This is a genomic window from Kribbella sp. NPDC055071, assembly GCF_053608045.1.
On record NZ_JBSGUS010000010.1, the window covers coordinates 111,812 to 132,710 of the forward strand.

The window sequence follows — 20,899 nt, forward strand, 5'->3', positions numbered from 1 at the left end:
GGCGATCGGGGCCGATCGGGCCGATGGCCTGAAACACCTGCCTGCACAGTGTTTCAGGCCTCGATCGATCAAGTCCCGCGGGCCTGACCACTCGCGACACTGGTCCGGTGGTCCCGGGCTGTGGAAGTAGTCCGGGTGCTATTAGCCTTTCCTTGGGGCACCACCCATAACATCAGTGTTAGCACCGCGGTACCGGACCCGATCGGAAGAGGCGAACTGCCAAGTGGCCACCGAGCCATCAGACACCAATCCCCTAGCAGCCTTCGGCGCGAACGACTGGATGGTCGACGAGCTGTACGAGAAGTACCAGCAGGACCCGAATTCGGTGGATCCGGCGTGGAAAGACTTCTTCAAGACGTATAACCCAGACGGTGACGCGAAGCCGGTGACCACCACCCCGGCCGACGCTCCCAGGCCCGACGCGGTGTCCGACAACAAGACCCCCGAGGCGCCGAGCCGCGGCACCGTGCCGTCCGTGCCCGCCTCCTCAGCGCCGGCAGCTGCGGCCGCCGCGACCCAGAACGCCGTACCGACTCAGCCAGCTGCGACCCAAGCCCCGGCCCCGACCGCCGGCGCCCCCACCGGAGGCACGGTGAACCAGCCGCCCCAGCCCAAGCCCGCCGCCACGCCGGCCGCGACCCCGGCCGCACCTGCGGCCGAGCCCGAGCGGCTGATCATGCGCGGCGCCCCCGCGCGGACGGCGCAGAACATGGAGACCAGCCTCACGGTCCCCACGGCGACCAGCGTCCGGCAGGTCCCGGTCAAGCTGCTGATCGACAACCGCATCGTCATCAACAACCACCTCAAGCGCGCCCGGGGCGGCAAGGTCTCCTTCACCCACCTGATCGGGTGGGCGCTGGTGAAGGCGCTCAAGACGCTGCCCGAGATGAACGCGTCGTACGACGAGACCGGCGGCAAGCCCACGCACGTCCAGCCGGCCCACATCAACCTCGGCCTCGCGATCGACATGCAGAAGCCCGACGGGACCCGGCAGCTGCTGGTGCCGTCGATCAAGAACGCCGAAGCGATGAAGTTCGCGGACTTCTGGATGGCCTACGAGGACATCGTCCGCCGCGCCCGCGACAACAAGCTCGCGCTGCCCGACTTCCAGGGCACCACGATCAGCCTGACCAACCCCGGCACGATCGGCACGCAGCACTCGGTGCCGCGGCTGATGACCGGCCAGGGCACGATCGTCGGCGTCGGCGCGATGGACTTCCCGGCCGAGTACCAGGGTGCGGCCGAGGAGACGATGGCCAAGCTCGCGGTCAGCAAGGTGATGACGCTGACCTCGACGTACGACCACCGGATCATCCAGGGCGCGCAGTCGGGTGAGTTCCTGCGCCGGATGCACCAGCTGCTGCTCGGCCAGGAAGGCTTCTACGACGAGATCTTCCGCTCGCTGCGGATCCCGTACGAGCCGATCCGCTGGGCCGCGGACCTGCCGCACAGCCACGAGGAGGACGTCTCCAAGCAGGCGCGCATCCTCGAGATGATCCACGCCTACCGGGTCCGCGGCCACATCATGGCCGACACCGACCCGCTGGAGTACAAGCAGCGCAGCCACCCCGACCTGGACGTCGCCACCCACGGCCTGACGCTGTGGGACCTGGACCGCGAGTTCGCCACCGGTTCCTTCGGCGGCAGCGACCGGCGGTTCATGAAGCTGCGCGAGATCCTCGGCATCCTGCGCGACTCGTACTGCCGGACCACCGGTATCGAGTACATGCACATCCAGGACCCCGAGCAGCGCAAGTGGATCCAGGAGCGGGTCGAGCGGCCGCACACCAAGCCGCCGCGCGAGGAGCAGCTGCGGATCCTGGCCAAGCTGAACGAGGCCGAGGCGTTCGAGACCTTCCTGCAGACCAAGTACGTCGGCCAGCGGCGGTTCTCCCTCGAGGGTGGCGAGACCACGATCCCGCTGCTCGACGAGCTCTGCGAGGAGGCCGCCGGCGCCGGCCTGGAAGAGGTCGCGATCGGGATGGCCCACCGCGGCCGGCTGAACGTGCTGGCCAACATCGTCGGCAAGTCGTACGGACAGATCTTCCGCGAGTTCGAGGGCAACATCGACCCGCGGACCGTCCAGGGTTCGGGTGACGTCAAGTACCACCTGGGCGCCGAGGGCGAGTTCGTCTCCGAGTTCGGCGACAAGATCAAGGTCTCGGTGGCGGCGAACCCGTCCCACCTGGAGACCGTCGACCCGGTGCTCGAGGGCATCGTCCGGGCCAAGCAGGACATCCTGGACCGCGGCGCCGCGTTCCCGGTCCTGCCGGTGCTCGTGCACGGTGACGCGGCCTTCGCCGGCCAGGGCGTCGTGGCCGAGACGCTGAACCTGTCCCAGCTGCGCGGCTACCGCACCGGCGGGACGATCCACGTCATCGTCAACAACCAGGTCGGTTTCACCACCTCACCGGCCTCGTCGCGGTCGTCGATGTACTCCACCGACGTCGCGCGGATGGTGCAGGCACCGATCTTCCACGTGAACGGCGACGACCCCGAGGCGTGCATCCGGGTCGCGGACCTGGCCTTCGAGTACCGCCAGGCGTTCAACAAGGACGTCGTCATCGACCTGGTCTGCTACCGCCGCCGTGGTCACAACGAGGGCGACGACCCGAGCTTCACCCAGCCGCTGATGTACGACCTGATCGAGAAGAAGCGGTCGGTCCGCAAGCTCTACACCGAGGCCCTGATCGGCCGTGGCGACATCACGATCGAAGAGGCCGAGCAGGCCATGCAGGACTTCCAGCACCGCCTCGAGCGGGTGTTCGCGGAGGTTCGCGAGGCGAAGAGCCAGCCGGACACCCCACCGCCGTACGTGACCGCGCCGGTCTACCCGGACAAGCCGGAAGGCCCGGACGCGACCGCGACCACACCCGAGGTGCTGAAGAAGATCGCCGACGCGCACACCACGCTGCCGGAGGGCTTCACCGTGCACCCGAAGGTGATGCCGCAGCTGCAGCGCCGCGCCCACGCGATCACCGAAGGCCCGATCGACTGGGCCAGCGCGGAGATCACGGCGTTCGGTTCGCTGCTGCTGTCGGGTCGCCCGGTCCGGCTGGCCGGACAGGACAGCCGCCGGGGGACGTTCGTCCAGCGGTTCGCCGCGGTCATCGACCGGGTCAACGGCCAGGACTACGTCCCCCTGCAGAACCTCGACCCCGAAGGCCAGGCGGCCTTCTACGTCTACGACTCGCTGCTGAGCGAGTACGCCGCACTCGGCTTCGAGTACGGGTACTCCGTGGCCCGGCCGGAGGCGCTGACGCTATGGGAGGCGCAGTTCGGCGACTTCGTCAACGGCGCGCAGTCGATCATCGACGAGTACATCTCGTCGGGTGAGGCGAAGTGGGGTCAGAAGTCCGGCGTCGTGCTGCTGCTGCCGCACGGCTACGAGGGCCAGGGCCCGGACCACACCTCGGCCCGGATCGAGCGGTTCCTCGCACTGTGCGCCGAGGACGCGATGACGGTGGCACAGCCGTCGACTCCGGCGTCGTACTTCCATCTGCTCCGCCGGCACACGCTCGGCGAGGAGCACAACCCGATGGTCGTGTTCACGCCGAAGCAGCTGCTGCGGCGCAAGGAAGCGGTGTCGACGCCGGAGGAGCTGACCCACGGCACCTTCCGTCCGGTCATCAACGACCCGGCCGCCGAGGAGAACCCGTCGACCGTCGAACGGGTCGTGCTGGCCTCGGGCCGGATCGTGTACGACCTGCTGGCCGAGCGCAAGAAGGTCGAGCCGGACAAGATCAGTACGGCGATCCTGCGGGTCGAGCAGCTCTACCCGCTGCCGGCCGACGAGGTCGTGGCCGAGCTCGCGAAGTACCCGAACGCGACCGAGATCCGCTGGGTCCAGGACGAGCCCGCGAACCAGGGCCCCTGGCCGTTCATGGCGCTGAACCTGACCGAGCACCTCGGCGGCAAGCCGTTCTACCGGGTCTCCCGGCCGGCCATGGCCGCCCCGGCGGTCGGCTCGCACGGCGTCCACGGGACCGAGCAGGCAACGCTCCTGAAGCAGGCCTTCAGCTGACGTGTACTTCACCGACCGAGGGATCGAGGAACTCGAGGGCCGGCGTGGCGAGGACGACGTCACGCTGGCCTGGGTCGCCGAACGGCTCCGCGAGTTCGTCGACCTGAACCCCGAGTTCGAAACCCCGATCGAACGCTTCGCCACCTGGCTCGCCAGGCTGGACGACGAGGACGAGTAGAACTGATGCCCTTCGCCGATCACCCGGTACGACGGGTGGCCGCGGCGGAGGGCATCAGTCTGTCCGCTAGCTGGCCGCACAACATCCCGGCCGTTCGGCAGCTGCTGACGGACGGTCTGGAGCTGGAGCCCGGGGTCACGTTCCTGGTGGGTGAGAACGGCGCCGGGAAGTCCACGCTCGTCGAGGCGATCGCGGTTGCCTACGGGCTGTCGCCCGAGGGCGGGTCGACGGGTGCTCGGCTGACCACCCGAGCGACCGAGTCGTCGCTGGCCGACGACCTCCAACTGACGCGGGGCGTTGGTGGTAAGCGGGCCGGCTTCTTTCTCCGCGCCGAGACGATGCACGGGTTCTACACGTACCTGGAGAACAACCCCCCGCCGTTCGGGCCTGCAGACATTGCCTTCCATGAGATGAGCCACGGCGAGAGCTTCCTGACGCTCATCGACAACCGCTTCACCCGCCAGGGCTTCTACTGTCTCGACGAGCCCGAGTCGGCGCTGTCGTTCAGCAGCAGTCTCGCGGTGGTCGGCGTACTGGACCGCCTCGCCCAGTCGGGCTCCCAGGTGCTCTGCGCCACCCACTCCCCCGTGATCGCCGCTCTCCCGGACGCCACCATCCTGGAGGTCGGCGAGTGGGGTATCCGCAGAACCACCTGGAACGACCTGCTTCTGGTGCAGAACTGGCGCGCCTACCTCGACGCGCCAGAACGCTACCTCCGTCACGTCATTGAACGTGAGCCTCGCTGATCTTGATCGCCGAGAGGCTCACGTAGAACGCATAGGCATCGACGGTCTCGCAGTGCATGCTGACGGTTCCCGGTGCCTGCAGAGTCACCATGTCCTGAAGGCTGACGGGCGCTTCGTCGCCCTGGGATCCGAGTGGCGCCAGGCCGACGACCACCACATCGCCTGTACTCAGGTGACATTCGGCGGTGTAGTGGGCGTTGACCGTGTTCAGGAACTGCATCTTGCCGGACAGCATGTACGAACCGGCCGGCAGCGAGAGCTCCGCCAGCGTCACCGGGTGGTAGTCGAGCAAGGGGATGCCGTTGTCGTAGGCAGCAGTCTTCTGATAGCCATCGCTGAAGCCGGCCGGCCCCTGCGCCCCGGTCGCCCCGGTCGGTCCGGTTGCACCCGTAGCGCCGGTTGCCCCGGTCGGGCCGATGGGACCCGCCGGCCCCCGCTGGTTCCAGGTCATCGCGGTCTCCGTCGACCGACACTGCTCGCCTTCGTCGACCACCCGGACAGCGCCCTTGTCCTGCAACAACCCACCCTTGTTGTAGCACCCGTGGACCACCCCATCAGCCCCCGGAATCGCCGCATACGCAGCAGTCCCCGCCCCGATCAGCCCAACCGCCGCGACGATCCCAGCCACCCGCGTCTTGAACATGCGTGTCTCCCCCTGCACCTGGCGGCCGCCCGGGCGGCGGCCTGCACACATGCTGGCGGAGCAGCTTCAGCCAGGATTAAAGGCTGAGCCGTCTCGGAAATCGATCTATTCGGCGTGGGGCGGGCGCCTGCGCAGCGGTGGGTCGGGTGCCAGCGTGCCGTCGGGGGCGATGTGTTCGAAGATCTGGTCGACCAGGTTCAGGACGTGCGGGTCGTCGACGGTGTAGATGTGGCGGCGGCCCTCGCGGCGGGCGGTGATGATTCCGGCCAGGCGGAGTTTGCCGAGATGCTGGCTCGCGGTGGCGATGCTCACGCCGACACGCTCCGCCAGGGTGCCGACGTCGTACTCGCCTTGCGCGGCCAGCGACACCAGGTGCAGCCGGACGGGTGCGGAGAGCATGGCGAAGGTGCCCGCGGCGGAATCGAGCTGAGCCTTCGTCGGTTCAGGGTTGGTCATCGCGCAGTCATTGTGACCGGTCGACCGGTCTCCGGACAGGTCGCCGGGCCGTCGTGAGGACGGTCTCATACTTTCGCAATTGCGAAAGTATCAAAACGGTGGCAGGCTGGAACCATGTTCCGAGCTCTCCGCCCCGTGCTGCTGTTGTTGCTGGCGGCGATCCCCGCGGTCGCGCTGCGCCTCACCGGCACCCATCCCCCGGCACTGGCCTCGATCGTCGTGTTCGGGCTGGCCGTGGTCGCCGCGTCGTTCGTGCTGGCCTGGGCGGCCGAGGCCGCGGAGGTCGACATCTCCGGCGGCCTCGCGATCGCGTTGCTGGCCGTCATCGCCGTCCTCCCGGAGTACGCCGTTGACCTCTACTTCGCGCACACCGCGGGCTCGAATCCCGACTACGTGCAGTTCGCCGCCGCCAACATGACCGGGTCGAACCGGCTGCTCCTCGGCCTCGGCTGGTCCAGCGTCGTGCTGATCAGCCTGTACGTCGCTTCCCGGCGCAGCGGCCGTAGTGTCAAGGCGCTGGTGCTGGAGACCGGCTACCGCCGCGAGCTCGGCTTCCTCGCGATCGCCGGTGTGGTCGCGTTCGTGATCCCGGTCACCGGCGAGATCCACCTGGTGCTGGGGATCCTGCTGCTCGCGTTCTTCGCCTACTACCTGTACCGCGCGGCCCGGTCCGAGCACGACGACGAGCCGGACCTGATCGGGCCGGCCGCGACGATCGGCGGGTTGCCGACGCTGCAGCGGCGGATCACGGTCATCGGGATGTTCTTGGTGTCGGCAGGCGTGATCCTGCTGTCGGCCGAGCCGTTCGCGGACTCGCTCGTCCAAGGCGGTCAAGCGCTCGGGATCGACCAGTTCCTGCTGGTCCAGTGGCTTGCGCCGCTGGCCTCGGAGGCGCCCGAGTTCATCGTCGCGCTGCTGTTCGCCTGGCGGGGTAAGGGCGCTGCCGCGCTGGGCCTGCTCATCTCGGCCAAGGTCAACCAGTGGACCCTGCTGATCGGGAGCCTCCCGATCGCGTACGGCATCGGCGGCGGTGGGGCCGCGCTGCACCTGGACGGACGGCAGATCGAGGAGTTCCTCCTGACCGCCACGCAGACGCTGCTCGGGATCGCGATCCTCCTGAGCCTGCGCTTCCCGCGCTGGGCGGCGTGGACGCTGCTGGGCCTGTTCGCGGTCCAGTTCGCCGTGCCGGGCCAGACCGGGCGCTACGTGATCAGCGGGATCTATCTCGTCCTGGCCATCGGCGCAGCGATCCACCATCGCAAGCAACTCGTGACCACGCTCACCGCACCGTTCCGGCGTACAGAAAAGCCCGCCGACGCTTCGCACGCCGACGAGCTTCTCGAGGTCTAGGGCGGAGCTCCCCATCCCCTGCCGTCGCGAGCAGGTGCTCGGCGGAGTAGGCAGGGGGTGGGGAGCTCCGCCCTCAGCTGGCCTGCTGCTCCTCGACGGCGGGGCGGCGGCGTTCCTGCGGGCCGGGGCGGCCGCGGCGGCGGCCGGAGAGGAACTTCTCACCGGCGGCGGTGCCGGTGAACTTGGTCCGACGGGCCCACTCACGGCATTCCTCGAGCACCGGGCACGACGTCAGGCAGATCGCCTGCGCCTTGCGCTGCTCCCACTGGCTGGCGGTCTCGTCGTACGACGGGGCCTGGCCGACGCACGCGGCGCGGCTCATCCAGTTGTCAGCGGGGTCGACGATCACCGTCAAGATCGGCCTCATGGGCACTCCTGCTCCTCATCGATCGGGCGGATCGAATGTTCGTGCGGTAGGAACAGAGTGGTCCACGCGCGTTGCCCCGGTGCGACGGAAATGTTTCAGGGAGGAAACGTCACGCCCGGACCATCCGGATTTCCGGGACCCCGAAGAACGGTTCGGGGGCCACTGTGCCGTCCTCGGTGAAGCCTTTGCGGCGGTAGAACGCCTTGGCGCGCTCGTTGTTCGCCAGCACCCACAGGCGGGCCGGCCGGTTGCCCACGGCAACCTCGAGGAGCCGGGAGCCGAGCCCGGTCCCCCACCAGGCCTTCCGGGTGTAGATCGCCTCGAGCTCGACCGGAGCCGCGCCGCCCGCACCGATCGCGACCAGGCCGACCACCCGCTCAGGCGGCGGAGCCTCCGGATCCGGGTTCAGCGCGATCCAGCGCGGCATGCCCTCCTCGGCGGCCGTCCGCCACCGCTCGATCCGGCGATCCAGGTTCTTGGTCCGCTCGGCCAGCTTGACCGGGTCGACGAGGTCGCCGTACGCCTCCTGCCAGCACAGCAGGTGACACCACGCCCCCGCCTCCGCGTCGTCGACCCCGGCCGGCCTGATCACTGGCTGCATTCAGACAGTAAAGACGATCTTGCCGAACACGCCGCCGCCCCACAGCTTCTCGAATCCCTTGCGGGCGTCGGCCAGCGGAAGGATCGAGTCGATGTGCGGTGAGATCCCCGCGGTCGCCATGAACTGCATGAGCTCGGCCAACTCGGTCCGGGTCCCCATCGTCGAGCCCTGGACCCGCAATTGCAGGAAGAAGATCCGGTTCAGCTCGGCGGACTCCGGGGCCTGGCCGCTGGTCGCGCCGGAGATCACCAGCGTCCCGCCCGGCTTGAGCGCCTTGAGCGAGTGCGCCCAGGTCGCCTGGCCGACCGTATCCATCACCGCGTCGACCCGCTCCGGCATCCGCGCGCCGGACTCGAACGCGTCGTGGGCGCCGATCTCGACCGCCTTGGCCCGCTTCGCCTCGTCGCGGCTGGTCGCCCAGACCCGCATCCCACCGGCCCGCGCCAGGGTGATCAGTGCCGTCGAGACCCCACCGCCCGCGCCCTGCACGAGGACGGTGTCACCCGGCTTCAGGCCGGACTGGCTGAACAGCATCCGGTACGCCGTCAGCCACGCGGTCGGCAGGCACGCAGCCTGCTCGAAGCTCAACCCCGCCGGCTTCGGTACGACGTTCTGCGCAGGTACGGCGACCTTCTGCGCCAGAGTCCCCTGATACCGCTCGCTCAGCAGCGACCGCTTCGGGTCGAGCGTCTCGTCGCCCTTCCAGGCCGGATCCGAGATCACCGCGTGGACGACGACCTCGTTGCCGTCCGGGTCGATCCCGGCCGCATCGCAGCCAAGAATCATCGGCAGGTTCTTCTCGGCCAGCCCGACCCCCTGCAGCGACCACAGATCGTGATGATTGAGCGCCGTCGCCCGAACGTCGATCGTCACCCACCCCTCCGGCACCACCGGCTCCGGCCGCTCGCCAACCTCCAAAGCAGTCGTCGGGTAGTCCGCATCAAACTTCTGGACGTAGGCAGCAAGCATGCGAACCACCCTAAGCGCTGGTACGCCCCAGGTCAGTTACCCACTTCACCCCTTCCCCTTTCCCGGGCCACCTCCCGGGACAACCGACTCTTGGTACTAGAGCAGACAACCCACCACTCACGGGGTTATCCGCTCGCGTTGGGCCGCGGAATGCCTGGTGCTGGATGCCTGGTGCTGGGTGTCTGGTGCTGGGTGTATCGAGTCGTGGCGTTTGGTTCGGGCGGGATATTCGAGTCGTGGATTTCGGCGCTGGATTTCGCGTGTCGATGACCCGGATCCACGACTCGATGCCCGGGCCGGGGCGGATCTCGTGATGTGGCCGGGATTGTCCAGGTGGCGGGATTCCCGGCCTGGAGCGGGAGATGGGAACACCTTGTAGTGGGCTGAAACACGATATTTCCTGTGTCAGCCCACCAGTAGTTGTGTCACCATCCGGCCCCCGTCCCGCCGGCCGACCAGAACCTGCCAGTACACCGGCTGACGCCCCCAACCACACCGACCAGACCAGTCCGGGTCCACGCCGAACCAGACCAGCCCGGGTCCACGCCGACCGCCCGGGATCACACCACCCGGCTCATAGCCCCCCGCGGGATCCGCGTAGCTGCGTCCTTCCCTGGTCGCGGTGGTGTGGGTCAAGGGTCGAAGATCGCGCAGCGACGCCGAAGGCGCCCTTGAGGCACGCCGCCGTGACTAGCACGATCACGCAGCGGAGCCCGCGAACCACAGTCCTCCGGGAGGTCCGACACAACTGCAGTCCGTCCGCGAGGCCCAGCCGGCATCACAGTCCCCGGCGCAAACCAGTTGAGCGGCGGATCGGATCGTCGCGCCGTCGAGTCCAGGTGGGTCGCGCTACCCGCGGGCGACGCCGTCGGTGTGGGCTGCGGTGGCGACGGCGGTGGCTACTGCTGGAGCTACTCGCTCGTCGAAGGGGGACGGGATGATGTAGTCGGGGCGGAGGTCGGCCGGGGCGATCAGGCCGGCCAGGGCGTCGGCGGCGGCTAGTTTCATGCCTTCGGTGATGCGGCTGGCGTTGGCGTCGAAGGCTCCGCGGAAGATGCCGGGGAAGGCCAGGACGTTGTTGATCTGGTTCGGGAAGTCCGAGCGGCCCGTCGCGACCACGGCGGCGTGGCGGTGAGCGATGTCGGGGTGCACCTCGGGGTTCGGGTTGGCGAGCGCGAAGATCATCGCGTTGTCTGCCATCCGCGCGATCGCTTCCTCCGGCACGGTCCCGCCGGACACACCGAGGAACAGGTCCGCGCCTTCCAGCGCATCGACCAACCGGCCGGAAATCCCACCGGTGTTCGTATCCCGCGCCAGCGACAGCTTCACCGGGTTCAGGTCGGCACGATCCTCGTGCAACACACCCTTGCTGTCGACAACAGCCAGATCCCCAATCCCTGCCTGCAAAAGGATCCGGGCACACGCCACCCCGGCCGCACCCGCGCCAGAGATCACCACACGGATATCCGAGATCGACTTACCGGTGACCTTCAGTGCGTTCCGCAGAGCGGCGAGTACGACGACCGCCGTACCGTGCTGGTCGTCGTGGAAGACCGGGATGTCCAGCCGCTCCTTCAACCGCCGCTCGATCTCGAAGCAGCGCGGCGCGGAGATGTCCTCGAGGTTGATCCCGCCGAACGACGGAGCCATCCGCGCGACCGTCTCGACGAACTCGTCCACGTCGGTGCAGTCCAGCGCGATCGGCACGGAATCGACGCCGCCGAACTCCTTGAACAGCAGAGCCTTGCCCTCCATCACCGGCAGCGACGCGGCCGGCCCGATGTCACCGAGGCCGAGTACGGCGGTGCCGTCGGTGACGACCGCGACCACGTTGGACGTCCAGGTGTAGCGCCGTACCAGCGAGGGATCCGCGGCGATCGCGGTACACACGCGGGCGACACCGGGGGTGTAGGCCTTGGAGAGATCGTCCGCGTCGCGGACGTGGATCGAGGACGTCACCTCGATCTTGCCGCCGCGATGCAGGTCGAAGACCGCGTCGCCGGCGAAACGATCGGCCGCGGCGGGGTCGGAAAGCTCGGACGGCAGTGGCTGGGCGACCATCAGTGCCCCTTCAAAACTCGGGAGGAAGTTGTCGAAAAGCAGGGGATCGCCCGTGCGCACGAGTAAACCACATGCACCACTGGTCTGCTGTGAGGGGCCCCACAGGAACCCGGATGTGCCAGGATTCGGGGATTCACAACCCCTGTCGAGGAGAATTTGCGATGAAGATCGTCCCCACTCCCCGCACCAACCGCCTGCGGGTCCTGAGCAAGGTCACCGCGGCGGCGGCCGTCCTCGCGCTCGCCCTGGCGGCCTGCGGCAGCGATTCGGACAACAGCGGCGGCTCCGATGACAAGGCGAAGGCGGCCGGCATCACGCTGGTGAAGCCGGGCAAGCTGACCGTCTGCACCCACCTGCCGTACAAGCCCTTCCAGTACAAGGACGGCACCAAGGTGGTCGGGTTCGACGTCGACATGCTGGACCTGGTCGCCAAGGATCTCGGCCTCGAGCAGGACGTGATCAACATCGAGTGGTCACAGATCACCTCGGGCGCGGCCTTCGCGGCGAAGAAGTGCGACATGGGCATGGGCGCGATGACGATCCGCGCGGACCGGGAGAAGGCCCTCGCGATCACCGATCCGTACATGGACGCGACCCAGGTGCTGCTGGTCAAGAAGGACTCGCCGTACAAGACGCTGGCCGACCTGAAGGGCCAGAAGGTCGGGGTCCAGGCCGACACCACCGGCAAGGACTACGCGAACGCGCACAAGGCCGAGTTCGGGTACGACGTGATCACGTTCGACGACCTCACCCTGCAGACGAACAACGTGAAGTCGGGCCGGGTGGCCGCGGGCATCAACGACAACGGCGTGCTGTACCCGTTCGTCTCGGAGAACCCCGACACCGCTGTCGTCGCCGAGTTCGACACCGGCGAGAAGTACGGCTTCGCCGCGAAGAAGAACGACCCGAGCGGCACCAAGCTGGTCGAGAAGTTCAACGAGCTGCTGACCAAGGCGAAATCGGACGGCACCTACAACGACATCTACAAGAAGTGGTTCAAGACCGAGCCGAAGAAGTGAGCGCGCCCGAGCAGGTCGCCACCGCGGCCCGGTCCGGGCTCAGTCCCCGGCAGCGGGCCCAGCGGTGGCGCATCGTCCAGTACGGCGTTCTGATCGTTCTGATCCTGGTCGCGATCTTCGCGGCCGACTGGAAACAGATCGGAGACGTCTTCTTCCGGCCCGCGCTGATCAGGACGGCACTGACCGAAGGTCTCCCGCAGGCACTCCTGAAGACGCTCGAGTACACCGCGGGTGCGTTCGTCATCGGCCTGGTCGCCGGGACCGTGCTCGCGTTGATGCGTCTCAGCTCGGTCGGGCCGTACCGCTGGCTCGCGACGGCGTACATCGAGTTCTTCCGGGGACTGCCGGCGATCGTGGTTTTCATCGCGTTCAGCCTGCTGCCGTTGGCGTTCGAGGGCATGACGGTGCCGCTCGATCCGTACGGCGTCGTGTGGCTGGCACTCGGGATCGTCGCGGCCGCCTACATGGCCGAGGTGGTCAGGGCCGGGATCCAGGCAGTGCCGCGGGGCCAGATCGAGGCGGCCCGGTCGCTCGGCATGCCGGCCGGATTGGCGACCCGGAAGATCGTGCTGCCGCAGGCGTTCCGGATCGTCCTGCCACCGCTGGCGAACGACCTGATCCTGCTGGTCAAGGACTCCTCGCTGGTCTTCATCATCGGGGTCTCGACCAGCGGGAACGAGCTGACCGGGTTCGGCCGCGAACTGGCCAACAGCGAGTCGAACCTGACTCCGCTGATCACCGCAGGCTTCTGTTACCTGATCATCACCCTCCCGCTCGGCCTTCTGGTTCGCCGGCTCGAGGCCCGAGCAGCGAAGGCCCGCTGATGGCACTCGTCGAGATCAAGAACCTGCACAAGTCGTTCGGCAGCAACCACGTCCTGCGCGGTATCGACTTCACCGTCGAGCAGGGCGAGGTCGTCTGTGTGATCGGACCGTCCGGCTCGGGCAAGTCCACGCTGCTGCGCTGCGTCAACCTGCTCGAGCGGCCGCAAGAGGGGCAGGTGTTCGTCCGTGGTGAGGATCTGACCGATCCGGACTGTCACCTGGACGCGGCCCGGCAGCAGATCGGGATGGTGTTCCAGCAGTTCAACCTGTTCCCGCACCTGACCGCTCTGGCCAACTGCACCATCGCCCAGCGGACCGTCCTCAAGCGCGGTGCGGCCGACGCGGACCGGATCGCGCGATCCAACCTGGAACGCGTCGGCCTGAACGACAAGGTCGACGCCTACCCGGCCCAGCTCTCCGGGGGTCAGCAGCAACGAGTGGCGATCGCCCGTTCGTTGTCGATGGATCCGGCGCTGATGCTGTTCGACGAGCCGACCTCGGCGCTGGACCCGGAGCTCGTCGGCGACGTCCTCACGGTGATGCGCAAGCTGGCCCTGGACGGCATGACCATGCTCGTCGTCACCCACGAGATGGCCTTCGCCCGCGAGGTCGCGGACCGGGTCGTATTCATGGACGGCGGCGTCATCGTCGAGCAGGGCCCGCCCGCCGACGTCATCGGCCACCCCAAGGAGGAACGCACCCGCACCTTCCTCCGCCGCGTCCTCGACCCCACCCACGTCGAACCGACCTGAGCAGGTTGTCGTCACGCTGCGTGCCCGGATGGTCGACGGGCCGCAGTCGTGGCGCCACCCTCGGCTACGAATAGGTCTCCATTCGGCGGGAGTCCGTGCGCCGTACGCAGCGGCCTGTGCCAAGATGCGGACACACGGCGCCCGGATCGATCGGCGCCCAGGTTTGGAGGGCTAGATGTCTGTCCTGCGGAGGACGCTGGTGCTGTCCGGCGTTCTGGTTCTCGCCGCGGCGGGGTGTGGTTCGAACTCACTCGAAGGGAGCGGGTCGACCACCGCACCGGCGACGAGTGCACCCGCCAGTACGCCGGGAACCGGTGGACCGGATCTCAGCGGCGCACTGCCACCGAAGATCAAGTCGGCCGGCAAGATCGTCGTCGGTGTCGACTCGACGTACCGGCCGAACGAGTTCCTGCAGGGTGGCAAGACCGTGGTCGGCATGGACGTCGACCTGTTCAACGCGGTGGCGCAGAAGTTCGGCGTGACGGTCGAGTGGCAGCCGGCCACCTTCAGCACCATCATCACCGGTGTGCAAGGCGGCAAGTACGACGTCGGTGTCTCGTCGTTCACGATCAACGCCCAGCGCAAGGCGCAGGTCAACATGGTCAGCTACTTCAACGCCGGCACGCTGTGGGCGACCGCGAAGGGCAACCCCAAGGGTGTCAACGCCGACGACGCGTGCGGCAAGACCATCGGCGTCCAGACCGGTACGACGCAGCAGACCGACGACCTGCCGGTCCGGCAGAAGAAGTGCAAGGACGCCGGGAAGCCCGCGATCAAGGAGCTCCCGCGGGACAAGCAGGACCAGGCCACGGCGGACCTGGCGTCGGGCAAGACCGACGCCATGCTGGCCGACTCGCCGGTCGTGCTGGACGCGATCAAGCAGACGAACGGGCAGCTCCAGCAGCTCGGCGACATCTACGACGCGGCGCCCTACGGCTATGTGATCCCGAAGGCCCAGACCGAGTTCGCGCAGGCGATCGTCAAGGCCCTGCAGGAGCTGAACACCGACGGCCAGTACAAGACCATCCTGCAGAAGTGGAACAACGACTCGGGCGCGATCACCGACTTCGCCGTGAACCCGTGAGCTGAGTCATGAGCGAAGAGACTGAGACTCCCCCGGTCGCGTCCGCCGGTCGGCCGGGGGCGATTCACGCCGTACCGGTCCGGCATCCCTGGCGCTGGGTCGCGATCGCCGTGATCGCGATCCTGGCCGGGATGCTCGTCCACCTGCTCGTGACCAGCCCGGCGTTCGACTGGAGTTTCATCTTCCAGGCGATGAACCAGCAGCCGGTGATCAACGGCTTCCTCAAGGGCACCCTCCTGGTCACTGTGCTGTCGATGGTGGTCGGCGTCGGCGGGGGTGTGCTGCTGGCGGTGATGCGGTTGTCCGACAACCCTGTCCTGGCTGGGGTTTCGTGGGTGTTCACCTGGTTCTTCCGGAGCATCCCGCGGTACATCCTGCTGTTCTCGATGGGCACGCTCGGCGTCCTGTTCCCGCAAGGGATCTCGTTCGGGGTCCCGTTCGACTGGAAGCTGATCGACTGGTTCGGCCTGTCGGGTGACTGGCGCTTCCTGAACCTCGACGCCAACCAGGTCTTCACCGGACTGATCGCCGGTGTGATCGGGCTCGGGCTGTCGGAGGCGGCGTACATGGCCGAGATCGCGCGGGCCGGGATCATGAGCGTCGACAAGGGCCAGGCCGAGGCGGCCGAGGCGCTGGGGATGAGCAGGGGCAAAGCGATGCGCCGGGTGGTGCTGCCGCAGGCGATGCGAGTGATCGTGCCGCCGACCGGCAACGAGACGATCGCGATGCTCAAGGACACTTCGCTGCTGGTGGCCGTACCGGTCATCGGCGAGCTGTTCTATCAACTGCAGTCGATCGGGACCAACTTCTACAAGACGTTCCCGGTCGCGGTTGCGGCGACGTTGTACTACCTGGCGGCGACCAGCGTGCTCATGGTCGGTCAGTACTTCCTCGAACGGCGCTTCGGTCGCGGCTTCGGGACCCAGGCACCACGGGCGGCCCGTCCGGCCGGCGCGGGAGGTGCGTGATGGCGTCGTTGGTGCATGCGGTGAATGTGACCAAGTCCTTTCATCACAACGAGGTTCTGAAGGGCATCGACCTCGACGTCGACCGCGGCCAGGTGGTCTGCCTGCTCGGCCCGTCGGGGTCGGGCAAGACCACGTTCCTGCGCTGTATCAACCAGCTCGAGACGATCGACGGCGGCCGGATCTGGGTCGATGACGAGCTGATGGGCTACACCGAGCGCAACGGCAAGCTGTATCGCCTGAAGAACAAGGAGATCGCGGCCCAGCGCCGCGAGATCGGGATGGTCTTCCAGCGGTTCAACCTGTTCCCGCACATGACCGCGCTCGAGAACGTGGCCGAGGCGCCGGTCCAGGTCAAGGGCGAGTCGAAGGGCTCGGCACGGGCCCGCGCCCAGCAACTGCTCGACCGGGTCGGCCTCGGCGATCGGGGTACGGCGTACCCGGCCCAACTGTCCGGCGGTCAGCAGCAGCGGGTCGCGATCGCGCGAGCGCTGGCGATGCAGCCGAAGCTGATGCTCTTCGACGAGCCCACCTCGGCGCTCGACCCGGAGCTCGTCGGTGAGGTCCTCGCCGTGATGCGCGAACTCGCCGACGACGGCATGACGATGATCGTGGTCACCCACGAGATGTCGTTCGCCCGCGAGGTCGCCGACACCGTCGTCTTCATGGACGGCGGAGTCGTGGTCGAAGCCGGACCACCCCAGGAAGTGCTCGGCAACCCGCAGCACCAGCGCACCAAGACCTTCCTGACCCGGCTGCGCTCGGAGCACGAACACCTGTGATTTCGGGCGTTCTCCACCTCGCCGTGCATCAAAAGGCCTCAACAGTGGAAGATGTACGGCGTGGTGGGCCGATCGGCCGCCGGGTGACGAGGGAGGCAGCGTGAGCAGCATCGGACGATCCGCCGAGGTCCGCTTGAGCATCCCGGCGGACAGTGCCTACATCGCCGTACCGCGGTCAGTGGTCGGCAACCTGGCTGCTCGCAACGACTTCACCCTGGACGCGATCGACGACCTGCGGATCGCCGTCGACGAAGCCTGCGCCCTGCTGCTGCCGCAGGCGTCCGACGGCGTGCTGGACTGTGTCTTCCAGATCGACCCGCCGCAGCTGACCGTGCGCACGAGCGCCGCCGTCCCGAACGGGTGGCGTCCGGACACCACGTCGTTCGGCTGGACCGTGCTGACCGCGCTCGTCGAGTCCGTCGCCGCGGAGACGATCGAAGGCCGGCTCACCATCACCGTGACGGCCACCGCCACCGCCGCGGAGACCCTGTGACTCAGGGCGAACCCCAGGAGACGCCCGACCTCCGGACCAGAACGGCCACGCTCTTCGCGGCGATGGCGGCGGCCGGGTCGGGGACGCCGGAGCGCGCCGCGGCCCGCGACGGCCTGGTCTCGCTGCACATGCCGCTGGTCGAGCACCTGGCCCGCCGCTTCCGGAACCGGGGCGAGCCGTACGACGACCTGGTCCAGGTCGCGACCATTGGTTTGATCAAAGCGATCGACCGCTTCGATTCCGACCGCGGCGTGGAGTTCTCGACGTACGCGACGCCGACGATCCTGGGCGAGATCAAGCGGTACTTCCGGGACAAGGGCTGGGCGATCCGGGTGCCGCGACGCCTGCAGGAGCTGCGGCTCTCGCTGACCGCGGCGACGGCAGAGCTGACCCAGGAGCTCGGCCGGGCACCGACGGTGGCCGAGTTGTCCGAGCGGCTCGGGCTGTCGGCGGACCTGGTGATCGAGGGACTCGAGTCCGCGAATGCGTACAACACCTTGTCCTTGGACGCTCCCGATCAGAACGAGGCGGACGCGACGACGGTCCTGGACGGACTCGGCGGCGAGGACGAAGCGCTCGAGAGCGTCGAGTACCGGGAGTCGTTGAAACCGCTGCTGGCCCAGCTGGACACCCGCGAGAAGCGGATCCTGACCCTGCGCTTTTTCCGCGGCATGACGCAGTCGCAGATCGCCGAGGAGATCGGCATCTCGCAGATGCACGTGTCCCGCCTACTGGCCCGCACCCTCACCGAACTGAGAGCCGGACTCCTCAAGGAGTAGTCAGAGAACCGGGTGGTCTCGGGCCGGGTCGTCGGCCAGGGCCTCGGTGGAAGCCTTCTGGAACACGCAGATCAGTACGACGAGAGCCGTGCCGCCCAAGGCGATCGCGACGGGTTTGGTCGAGCCGTCCCAGAAGTTGTACGCGAGCAGGAGCTGAATCAACTGTGTGAACACGGCCGGCCCGCGGCTCCACGTCGAGGCCCGGAACAACCCACGGGCGACCAGCGCCGAGCCCACGCCGTACACGATGAAGAACGCCGACGTGGTCAGGCCGAGCACCAGCCGGGAGCCGTGAATGGTAAATGCTTCGGCAATTCCGAAGACGATGGCCGCTAGGCCTTCCGCAGCGACCACCGCCGCAGCTAATTTGAGCGGTCTCGGTACGGTGGTAGCTGGGGTGTCGGTCGGCACCTGGCCAGTCTAGGGGCCGGCTTGCGGGCCGGCTCGATCCGCCTGTACCGGGCACTTCGGGCGCTCGGACGGATCACCTGCTCTTACCGTGAGCCCGGTCGGCGCGCGGAACCCCAGCCCCACACAGGGTTTTGAGGTTGTGCGTAACCAAAACGTGGTTGGAACGGTTACCTGCAGTGAACGGGTGATTGCAGCGGAGTCGCTTTGTCCGGTAGTCGGACGAAGAGATCCGCTCTGTGCCGGTCCGAAGTGTTAAGGAAGTGTTGTGATCTGATCGACAACTCCAGAACCCTTGTTTCACTCAGCTGAGATTGGGAACATGGGGACGTTCGTGAAAACGTTCACAACACGCACCTCGGTGCAGCTGCACCGCACACCCCCCGTGCGAGACGAGTCACGAGCAACAGCGCATCACGAGTACAGCACCGCTGTTCGGGCACAGACCTAACCGACAGCGTACGACAACTACTGAGAGAGATGGGATCCGCCATGGATTGGCGCCACCGGGCCGTATGCCTCGACGAGGACCCGGAACTGTTCTTCCCCATCGGCAACACCGGCCCCGCGATCATGCAGATCGAGGAGGCGAAGCAGGTGTGCCGTCGCTGCGACGTGCGTGAGCAGTGCCTCGCGTGGGCGCTGGAAGCCGGCCAGGACCACGGTGTGTGGGGCGGCCTGAGTGAGGACGAGCGACGCGCTCTCAAGCGCCGGAACGCTCGCGCCCGCATCCGCACCGCCTGAGCATCATTCTTCGAGGCCCCGCGGAACATCCCGCGGGGCCTTTCGCTTTCTACGCCGGCAGCAGCTTCGGATCGAAGCCGGCCGTCTGTCCCTCAGTCCTTCACCGGGATGTCGAGGGTGACCTGGGTCCCGGCCTTCCCGTCGTGCCGGGCTCCGAACTCCAGCGTCCCGTCCAGCTCCCCGATCACCAGGGTCCGGACGATCGACAGCCCCAGGTTCCCGGACAGTTCCGAATCGAAGTCCGGCGGCAGTCCCTGACCGTCGTCGACAACCGTGGCCCGCAGCCGCCCGACCGAACGCTCGGCGGTCAGCTCGATGGTCCCGCTCGCCTCCTCGCGCTCGCGCGTACCGAACGCGTGCTCGACCGAGTTCTGCATCAGCTCCGTCAACACCATCGCCAGCGGCGTGGCGACCTCGGAGTCCAGGACGCCGAAATGACCCGAACGCCGGGTCTGCACCGTCGTCGCGACCGTCGACACGTCGGCCACCATCAGCGCCACCCGGTCCGCGACCTCGTCGAACTCCACGTGCTCGTCGAAGGATTCCGACAATGTCTCGTGCACGATCGCGATCGATCCGACCCGCCGGACGGCTTCGGCCAAGGCCGCTTGCCCCTCTGGCACAGTGATGCGGCGTCCCTGCATCCGCAGTAACGCGGCGACCGTCTGCAAGTTGTTCTTGACGCGATGATGAATCTCCCGGATGGTCGCCTCCTTGGTGACCAGCTCGCGTTCCCGGCTCCTCAGCTCCGTGACGTCACGGAGCAGGATCAGCGCCCCCACGTGCTGCCCGTCCGCACGCAGCGGGATCGCGCGCAGGAACAGCGTCGCCTCCGGGTTCTCGATCTCGATCTCCTTGGCGGCCCGCCCGGTCAGCACCGACGCGAGCACGTCGTCGACCTTGTGCCCGCTGTGCAGCAGCTCGGCGGTGATGTCCTTCAGCCGGCTCCCGACCAGGTCCATCACCAGGCCCATTCGCCGGTACGCCGACAACGCGTTCGGGCTCGCGAACGTCACCATCCCGTGCCGGTCGACGCGGATACACCCGTCACCGACGCGTGGCGTGGTGGACAGCAGCCGCTCCCCGCCGTACGGGAAGATGCCGTCGGTGATCATCCGGGCCAGGTCGGTCGCGCTCTGCAGGTAGGCGATCTCCAGGCGGGACGGGGTCCGGACGCCGAGCAGGTTGGTGTTGCGGGCGATCACCGCGATCACGCGCGTGCCTCGTCGTACCGGGATCGTCTCGACCCGCACCGGGACGTCGTCGCGCCACTCCGGGTCACCCTCGCGGCAGATCCGGCCGGCGTCGTACGCCTGGTCCAGCAGGTGCCGCCGGCCGCGCGGGATGAAGCTGCCGACGATGTCGTCCAGGTACGCCGTCGGTCCGGTCGTCGGCCGCATCTGCGCGCCGGCCCAGAAGCCGAGCCCCTCGGTGTCGGGCAGCCAGAGCACCAGGTCGGCGAACGACAGATCGGCCAGCATCTGCCAGTCGGAGACGAGCAGCTGCAGGCGATCCAGGTCGGCCTGGTCCAGGGTGGTGTGGTTCCGCGCCACATCCGCAAGAGACGGCACAGGTCGATGCTACCGAGCGTCAAGGGAAGGAAAGAAAAGAAGGTGGGGGAACTGGAGGCTTATACCAGCAGGGACACTGGGTC

21 protein-coding genes are annotated in these 20,899 nt (G+C 67.7%); 13 read left to right on the forward strand and 8 right to left on the reverse strand.

Annotated features, from left to right (window positions below):
* Positions 1 to 223 precede the first annotated feature (223 nt).
* From ACWF4Z_RS18385 to ACWF4Z_RS18395, 3 genes are read left to right on the forward strand one after another with little or no spacing between them, the layout of a single operon-like run.
* Positions 224 to 4,024 carry a multifunctional oxoglutarate decarboxylase/oxoglutarate dehydrogenase thiamine pyrophosphate-binding subunit/dihydrolipoyllysine-residue succinyltransferase subunit gene (locus tag ACWF4Z_RS18385; protein WP_452244264.1) on the forward strand — a complete coding sequence of 1,267 codons (3,801 nt, stop codon included), beginning with the start codon at positions 224 to 226 and terminating at the stop codon, positions 4,022 to 4,024.
* 1 nt (position 4,025) lies between these two features.
* The gene (locus ACWF4Z_RS18390; protein WP_452244265.1) at positions 4,026 to 4,202 is read left to right on the forward strand and encodes a DUF6104 family protein; all 177 of its coding nucleotides are present in this window, start codon (positions 4,026 to 4,028) and stop codon (positions 4,200 to 4,202) included.
* Between the two features lie 5 nt (positions 4,203 to 4,207).
* On the forward strand, positions 4,208 to 4,948 hold the full coding sequence (locus ACWF4Z_RS18395; RefSeq protein ID WP_452244266.1) for an AAA family ATPase: 741 nt from the start codon (positions 4,208 to 4,210) through the stop codon (positions 4,946 to 4,948).
* Here ACWF4Z_RS18395 and ACWF4Z_RS18400 read toward each other — a convergent pair.
* Entirely contained in the window at positions 4,926 to 5,591 is a 666-nt protein-coding gene (locus tag ACWF4Z_RS18400) for a hypothetical protein (RefSeq protein ID WP_452244267.1), read from the reverse strand. The two genes, ACWF4Z_RS18395 and ACWF4Z_RS18400, sit on opposite strands and share 23 nt — an antisense overlap.
* Before the next feature lie 105 nt (positions 5,592 to 5,696).
* Positions 5,697 to 6,047 carry an ArsR/SmtB family transcription factor gene (locus tag ACWF4Z_RS18405; RefSeq protein ID WP_452244268.1) on the reverse strand — a complete coding sequence of 117 codons (351 nt, stop codon included), beginning with the start codon at positions 6,045 to 6,047 and terminating at the stop codon, positions 5,697 to 5,699.
* Between the two features lie 114 nt (positions 6,048 to 6,161).
* Between ACWF4Z_RS18405 and ACWF4Z_RS18410 the strand changes: the two genes are divergently transcribed.
* Complete coding sequence (locus ACWF4Z_RS18410; protein ID WP_452244269.1) at positions 6,162 to 7,397, forward strand: sodium:proton exchanger; 1,236 nt, start codon at positions 6,162 to 6,164, stop codon at positions 7,395 to 7,397.
* A gap of 73 nt (positions 7,398 to 7,470) precedes the next feature.
* Here ACWF4Z_RS18410 and ACWF4Z_RS18415 read toward each other — a convergent pair whose 3' ends face one another.
* The 4 genes from ACWF4Z_RS18415 to ACWF4Z_RS18430 all read right to left on the reverse strand — a co-directional run bounded on the left by ACWF4Z_RS18415 (position 7,471) and on the right by ACWF4Z_RS18430 (position 11,395).
* A complete protein-coding gene (locus ACWF4Z_RS18415) occupies positions 7,471 to 7,764 on the reverse strand; it encodes a WhiB family transcriptional regulator (RefSeq protein WP_452244270.1) in 294 nt (97 codons plus the stop codon).
* Between the two features lie 109 nt (positions 7,765 to 7,873).
* Positions 7,874 to 8,365 carry a GNAT family N-acetyltransferase gene (locus ACWF4Z_RS18420; RefSeq protein WP_452244271.1) on the reverse strand — a complete coding sequence of 164 codons (492 nt, stop codon included), beginning with the start codon at positions 8,363 to 8,365 and terminating at the stop codon, positions 7,874 to 7,876.
* Complete coding sequence (locus tag ACWF4Z_RS18425; RefSeq protein ID WP_452244272.1) at positions 8,366 to 9,334, reverse strand: zinc-binding dehydrogenase; 969 nt, start codon at positions 9,332 to 9,334, stop codon at positions 8,366 to 8,368.
* A gap of 849 nt (positions 9,335 to 10,183) precedes the next feature.
* Positions 10,184 to 11,395, reverse strand: a complete 1,212-nt coding sequence (locus ACWF4Z_RS18430; RefSeq protein ID WP_452244273.1) for an NAD(P)-dependent malic enzyme — start codon at positions 11,393 to 11,395, stop codon at positions 10,184 to 10,186.
* A 161-nt stretch (positions 11,396 to 11,556) separates the two neighbouring features.
* Between ACWF4Z_RS18430 and ACWF4Z_RS18435 the strand changes: the two genes are divergently transcribed.
* The 8 genes from ACWF4Z_RS18435 (at position 11,557) to ACWF4Z_RS18470 (ending at position 18,093) form a co-directional block, all read left to right on the forward strand.
* Positions 11,557 to 12,414 carry an ABC transporter substrate-binding protein gene (locus ACWF4Z_RS18435; RefSeq protein WP_452244274.1) on the forward strand — a complete coding sequence of 286 codons (858 nt, stop codon included), beginning with the start codon at positions 11,557 to 11,559 and terminating at the stop codon, positions 12,412 to 12,414.
* Positions 12,411 to 13,238: an amino acid ABC transporter permease gene (locus ACWF4Z_RS18440; RefSeq protein WP_452244275.1), complete on the forward strand. Its 828-nt coding sequence runs from the start codon at positions 12,411 to 12,413 to the stop codon at positions 13,236 to 13,238. The genes ACWF4Z_RS18435 and ACWF4Z_RS18440 overlap by 4 nt, the downstream gene beginning before the upstream one ends.
* Entirely contained in the window at positions 13,238 to 13,990 is a 753-nt protein-coding gene (locus ACWF4Z_RS18445) for an amino acid ABC transporter ATP-binding protein (protein ID WP_452244276.1), read from the forward strand. Before ACWF4Z_RS18440 ends, ACWF4Z_RS18445 begins: the two co-directional genes overlap by 1 nt.
* 175 nt (positions 13,991 to 14,165) lie before the next feature.
* Complete coding sequence (locus tag ACWF4Z_RS18450; RefSeq protein WP_452244277.1) at positions 14,166 to 15,074, forward strand: ABC transporter substrate-binding protein; 909 nt, start codon at positions 14,166 to 14,168, stop codon at positions 15,072 to 15,074.
* Positions 15,075 to 15,082: 8 nt separating this feature from the next.
* A complete protein-coding gene (locus ACWF4Z_RS18455) occupies positions 15,083 to 16,042 on the forward strand; it encodes an amino acid ABC transporter permease (RefSeq protein ID WP_452244278.1) in 960 nt (319 codons plus the stop codon).
* Between the two features lie 8 nt (positions 16,043 to 16,050).
* Positions 16,051 to 16,821, forward strand: coding sequence for an amino acid ABC transporter ATP-binding protein (locus ACWF4Z_RS18460; protein ID WP_452244408.1), 771 nt, complete (start codon positions 16,051 to 16,053; stop codon positions 16,819 to 16,821).
* Between the two features lie 100 nt (positions 16,822 to 16,921).
* Positions 16,922 to 17,314, forward strand: coding sequence for an ATP-binding protein (locus tag ACWF4Z_RS18465; protein ID WP_452244279.1), 393 nt, complete (start codon positions 16,922 to 16,924; stop codon positions 17,312 to 17,314).
* Entirely contained in the window at positions 17,311 to 18,093 is a 783-nt protein-coding gene (locus tag ACWF4Z_RS18470; RefSeq protein WP_452244280.1) for an RNA polymerase sigma factor SigF, read from the forward strand. The genes ACWF4Z_RS18465 and ACWF4Z_RS18470 overlap by 4 nt, the downstream gene beginning before the upstream one ends.
* Here ACWF4Z_RS18470 and ACWF4Z_RS18475 read toward each other — a convergent pair whose 3' ends face one another.
* On the reverse strand, positions 18,094 to 18,504 hold the full coding sequence (locus ACWF4Z_RS18475; protein WP_452244281.1) for a hypothetical protein: 411 nt from the start codon (positions 18,502 to 18,504) through the stop codon (positions 18,094 to 18,096). It abuts the gene before it with no gap.
* Between the two features lie 489 nt (positions 18,505 to 18,993).
* Here ACWF4Z_RS18475 and ACWF4Z_RS18480 point away from each other — a divergent pair, with 489 nt between their 5' ends.
* The gene (locus ACWF4Z_RS18480) at positions 18,994 to 19,245 is read left to right on the forward strand and encodes a WhiB family transcriptional regulator (RefSeq protein WP_012922773.1); all 252 of its coding nucleotides are present in this window, start codon (positions 18,994 to 18,996) and stop codon (positions 19,243 to 19,245) included.
* 92 nt (positions 19,246 to 19,337) lie between these two features.
* On the opposite strand, the gene ACWF4Z_RS18485 is transcribed toward ACWF4Z_RS18480, so the two are convergent.
* Positions 19,338 to 20,816, reverse strand: coding sequence for a sensor histidine kinase (locus ACWF4Z_RS18485; protein WP_452244282.1), 1,479 nt, complete (start codon positions 20,814 to 20,816; stop codon positions 19,338 to 19,340).
* Positions 20,817 to 20,899 lie beyond the last annotated feature (83 nt).

What these genes read in the sequence shown, in the direction of transcription:
- ACWF4Z_RS18395 (WP_452244266.1), top strand. Translation starts at nt 4,208, where the DNA reads ATGCCCTTCGCCGATCACCCGGTACGACGGGTGGCCGCGGCGGAGGGC.
- ACWF4Z_RS18400 (WP_452244267.1), bottom strand. Translation starts at nt 5,591, where the DNA reads ATGTTCAAGACGCGGGTGGCTGGGATCGTCGCGGCGGTTGGGCTGATC.
- ACWF4Z_RS18405 (WP_452244268.1), bottom strand. Translation starts at nt 6,047, where the DNA reads ATGACCAACCCTGAACCGACGAAGGCTCAGCTCGATTCCGCCGCGGGC.
- ACWF4Z_RS18410 (WP_452244269.1), top strand. Translation starts at nt 6,162, where the DNA reads ATGTTCCGAGCTCTCCGCCCCGTGCTGCTGTTGTTGCTGGCGGCGATC.
- ACWF4Z_RS18415 (WP_452244270.1), bottom strand. Translation starts at nt 7,764, where the DNA reads ATGAGGCCGATCTTGACGGTGATCGTCGACCCCGCTGACAACTGGATG.
- ACWF4Z_RS18420 (WP_452244271.1), bottom strand. Translation starts at nt 8,365, where the DNA reads ATGCAGCCAGTGATCAGGCCGGCCGGGGTCGACGACGCGGAGGCGGGG.
- ACWF4Z_RS18425 (WP_452244272.1), bottom strand. Translation starts at nt 9,334, where the DNA reads ATGCTTGCTGCCTACGTCCAGAAGTTTGATGCGGACTACCCGACGACT.
- ACWF4Z_RS18430 (WP_452244273.1), bottom strand. Translation starts at nt 11,395, where the DNA reads ATGGTCGCCCAGCCACTGCCGTCCGAGCTTTCCGACCCCGCCGCGGCC.
- ACWF4Z_RS18435 (WP_452244274.1), top strand. Translation starts at nt 11,557, where the DNA reads ATGAAGATCGTCCCCACTCCCCGCACCAACCGCCTGCGGGTCCTGAGC.
- ACWF4Z_RS18445 (WP_452244276.1), top strand. Translation starts at nt 13,238, where the DNA reads ATGGCACTCGTCGAGATCAAGAACCTGCACAAGTCGTTCGGCAGCAAC.
- ACWF4Z_RS18450 (WP_452244277.1), top strand. Translation starts at nt 14,166, where the DNA reads ATGTCTGTCCTGCGGAGGACGCTGGTGCTGTCCGGCGTTCTGGTTCTC.
- ACWF4Z_RS18455 (WP_452244278.1), top strand. Translation starts at nt 15,083, where the DNA reads ATGAGCGAAGAGACTGAGACTCCCCCGGTCGCGTCCGCCGGTCGGCCG.
- ACWF4Z_RS18480 (WP_012922773.1), top strand. Translation starts at nt 18,994, where the DNA reads ATGGATTGGCGCCACCGGGCCGTATGCCTCGACGAGGACCCGGAACTG.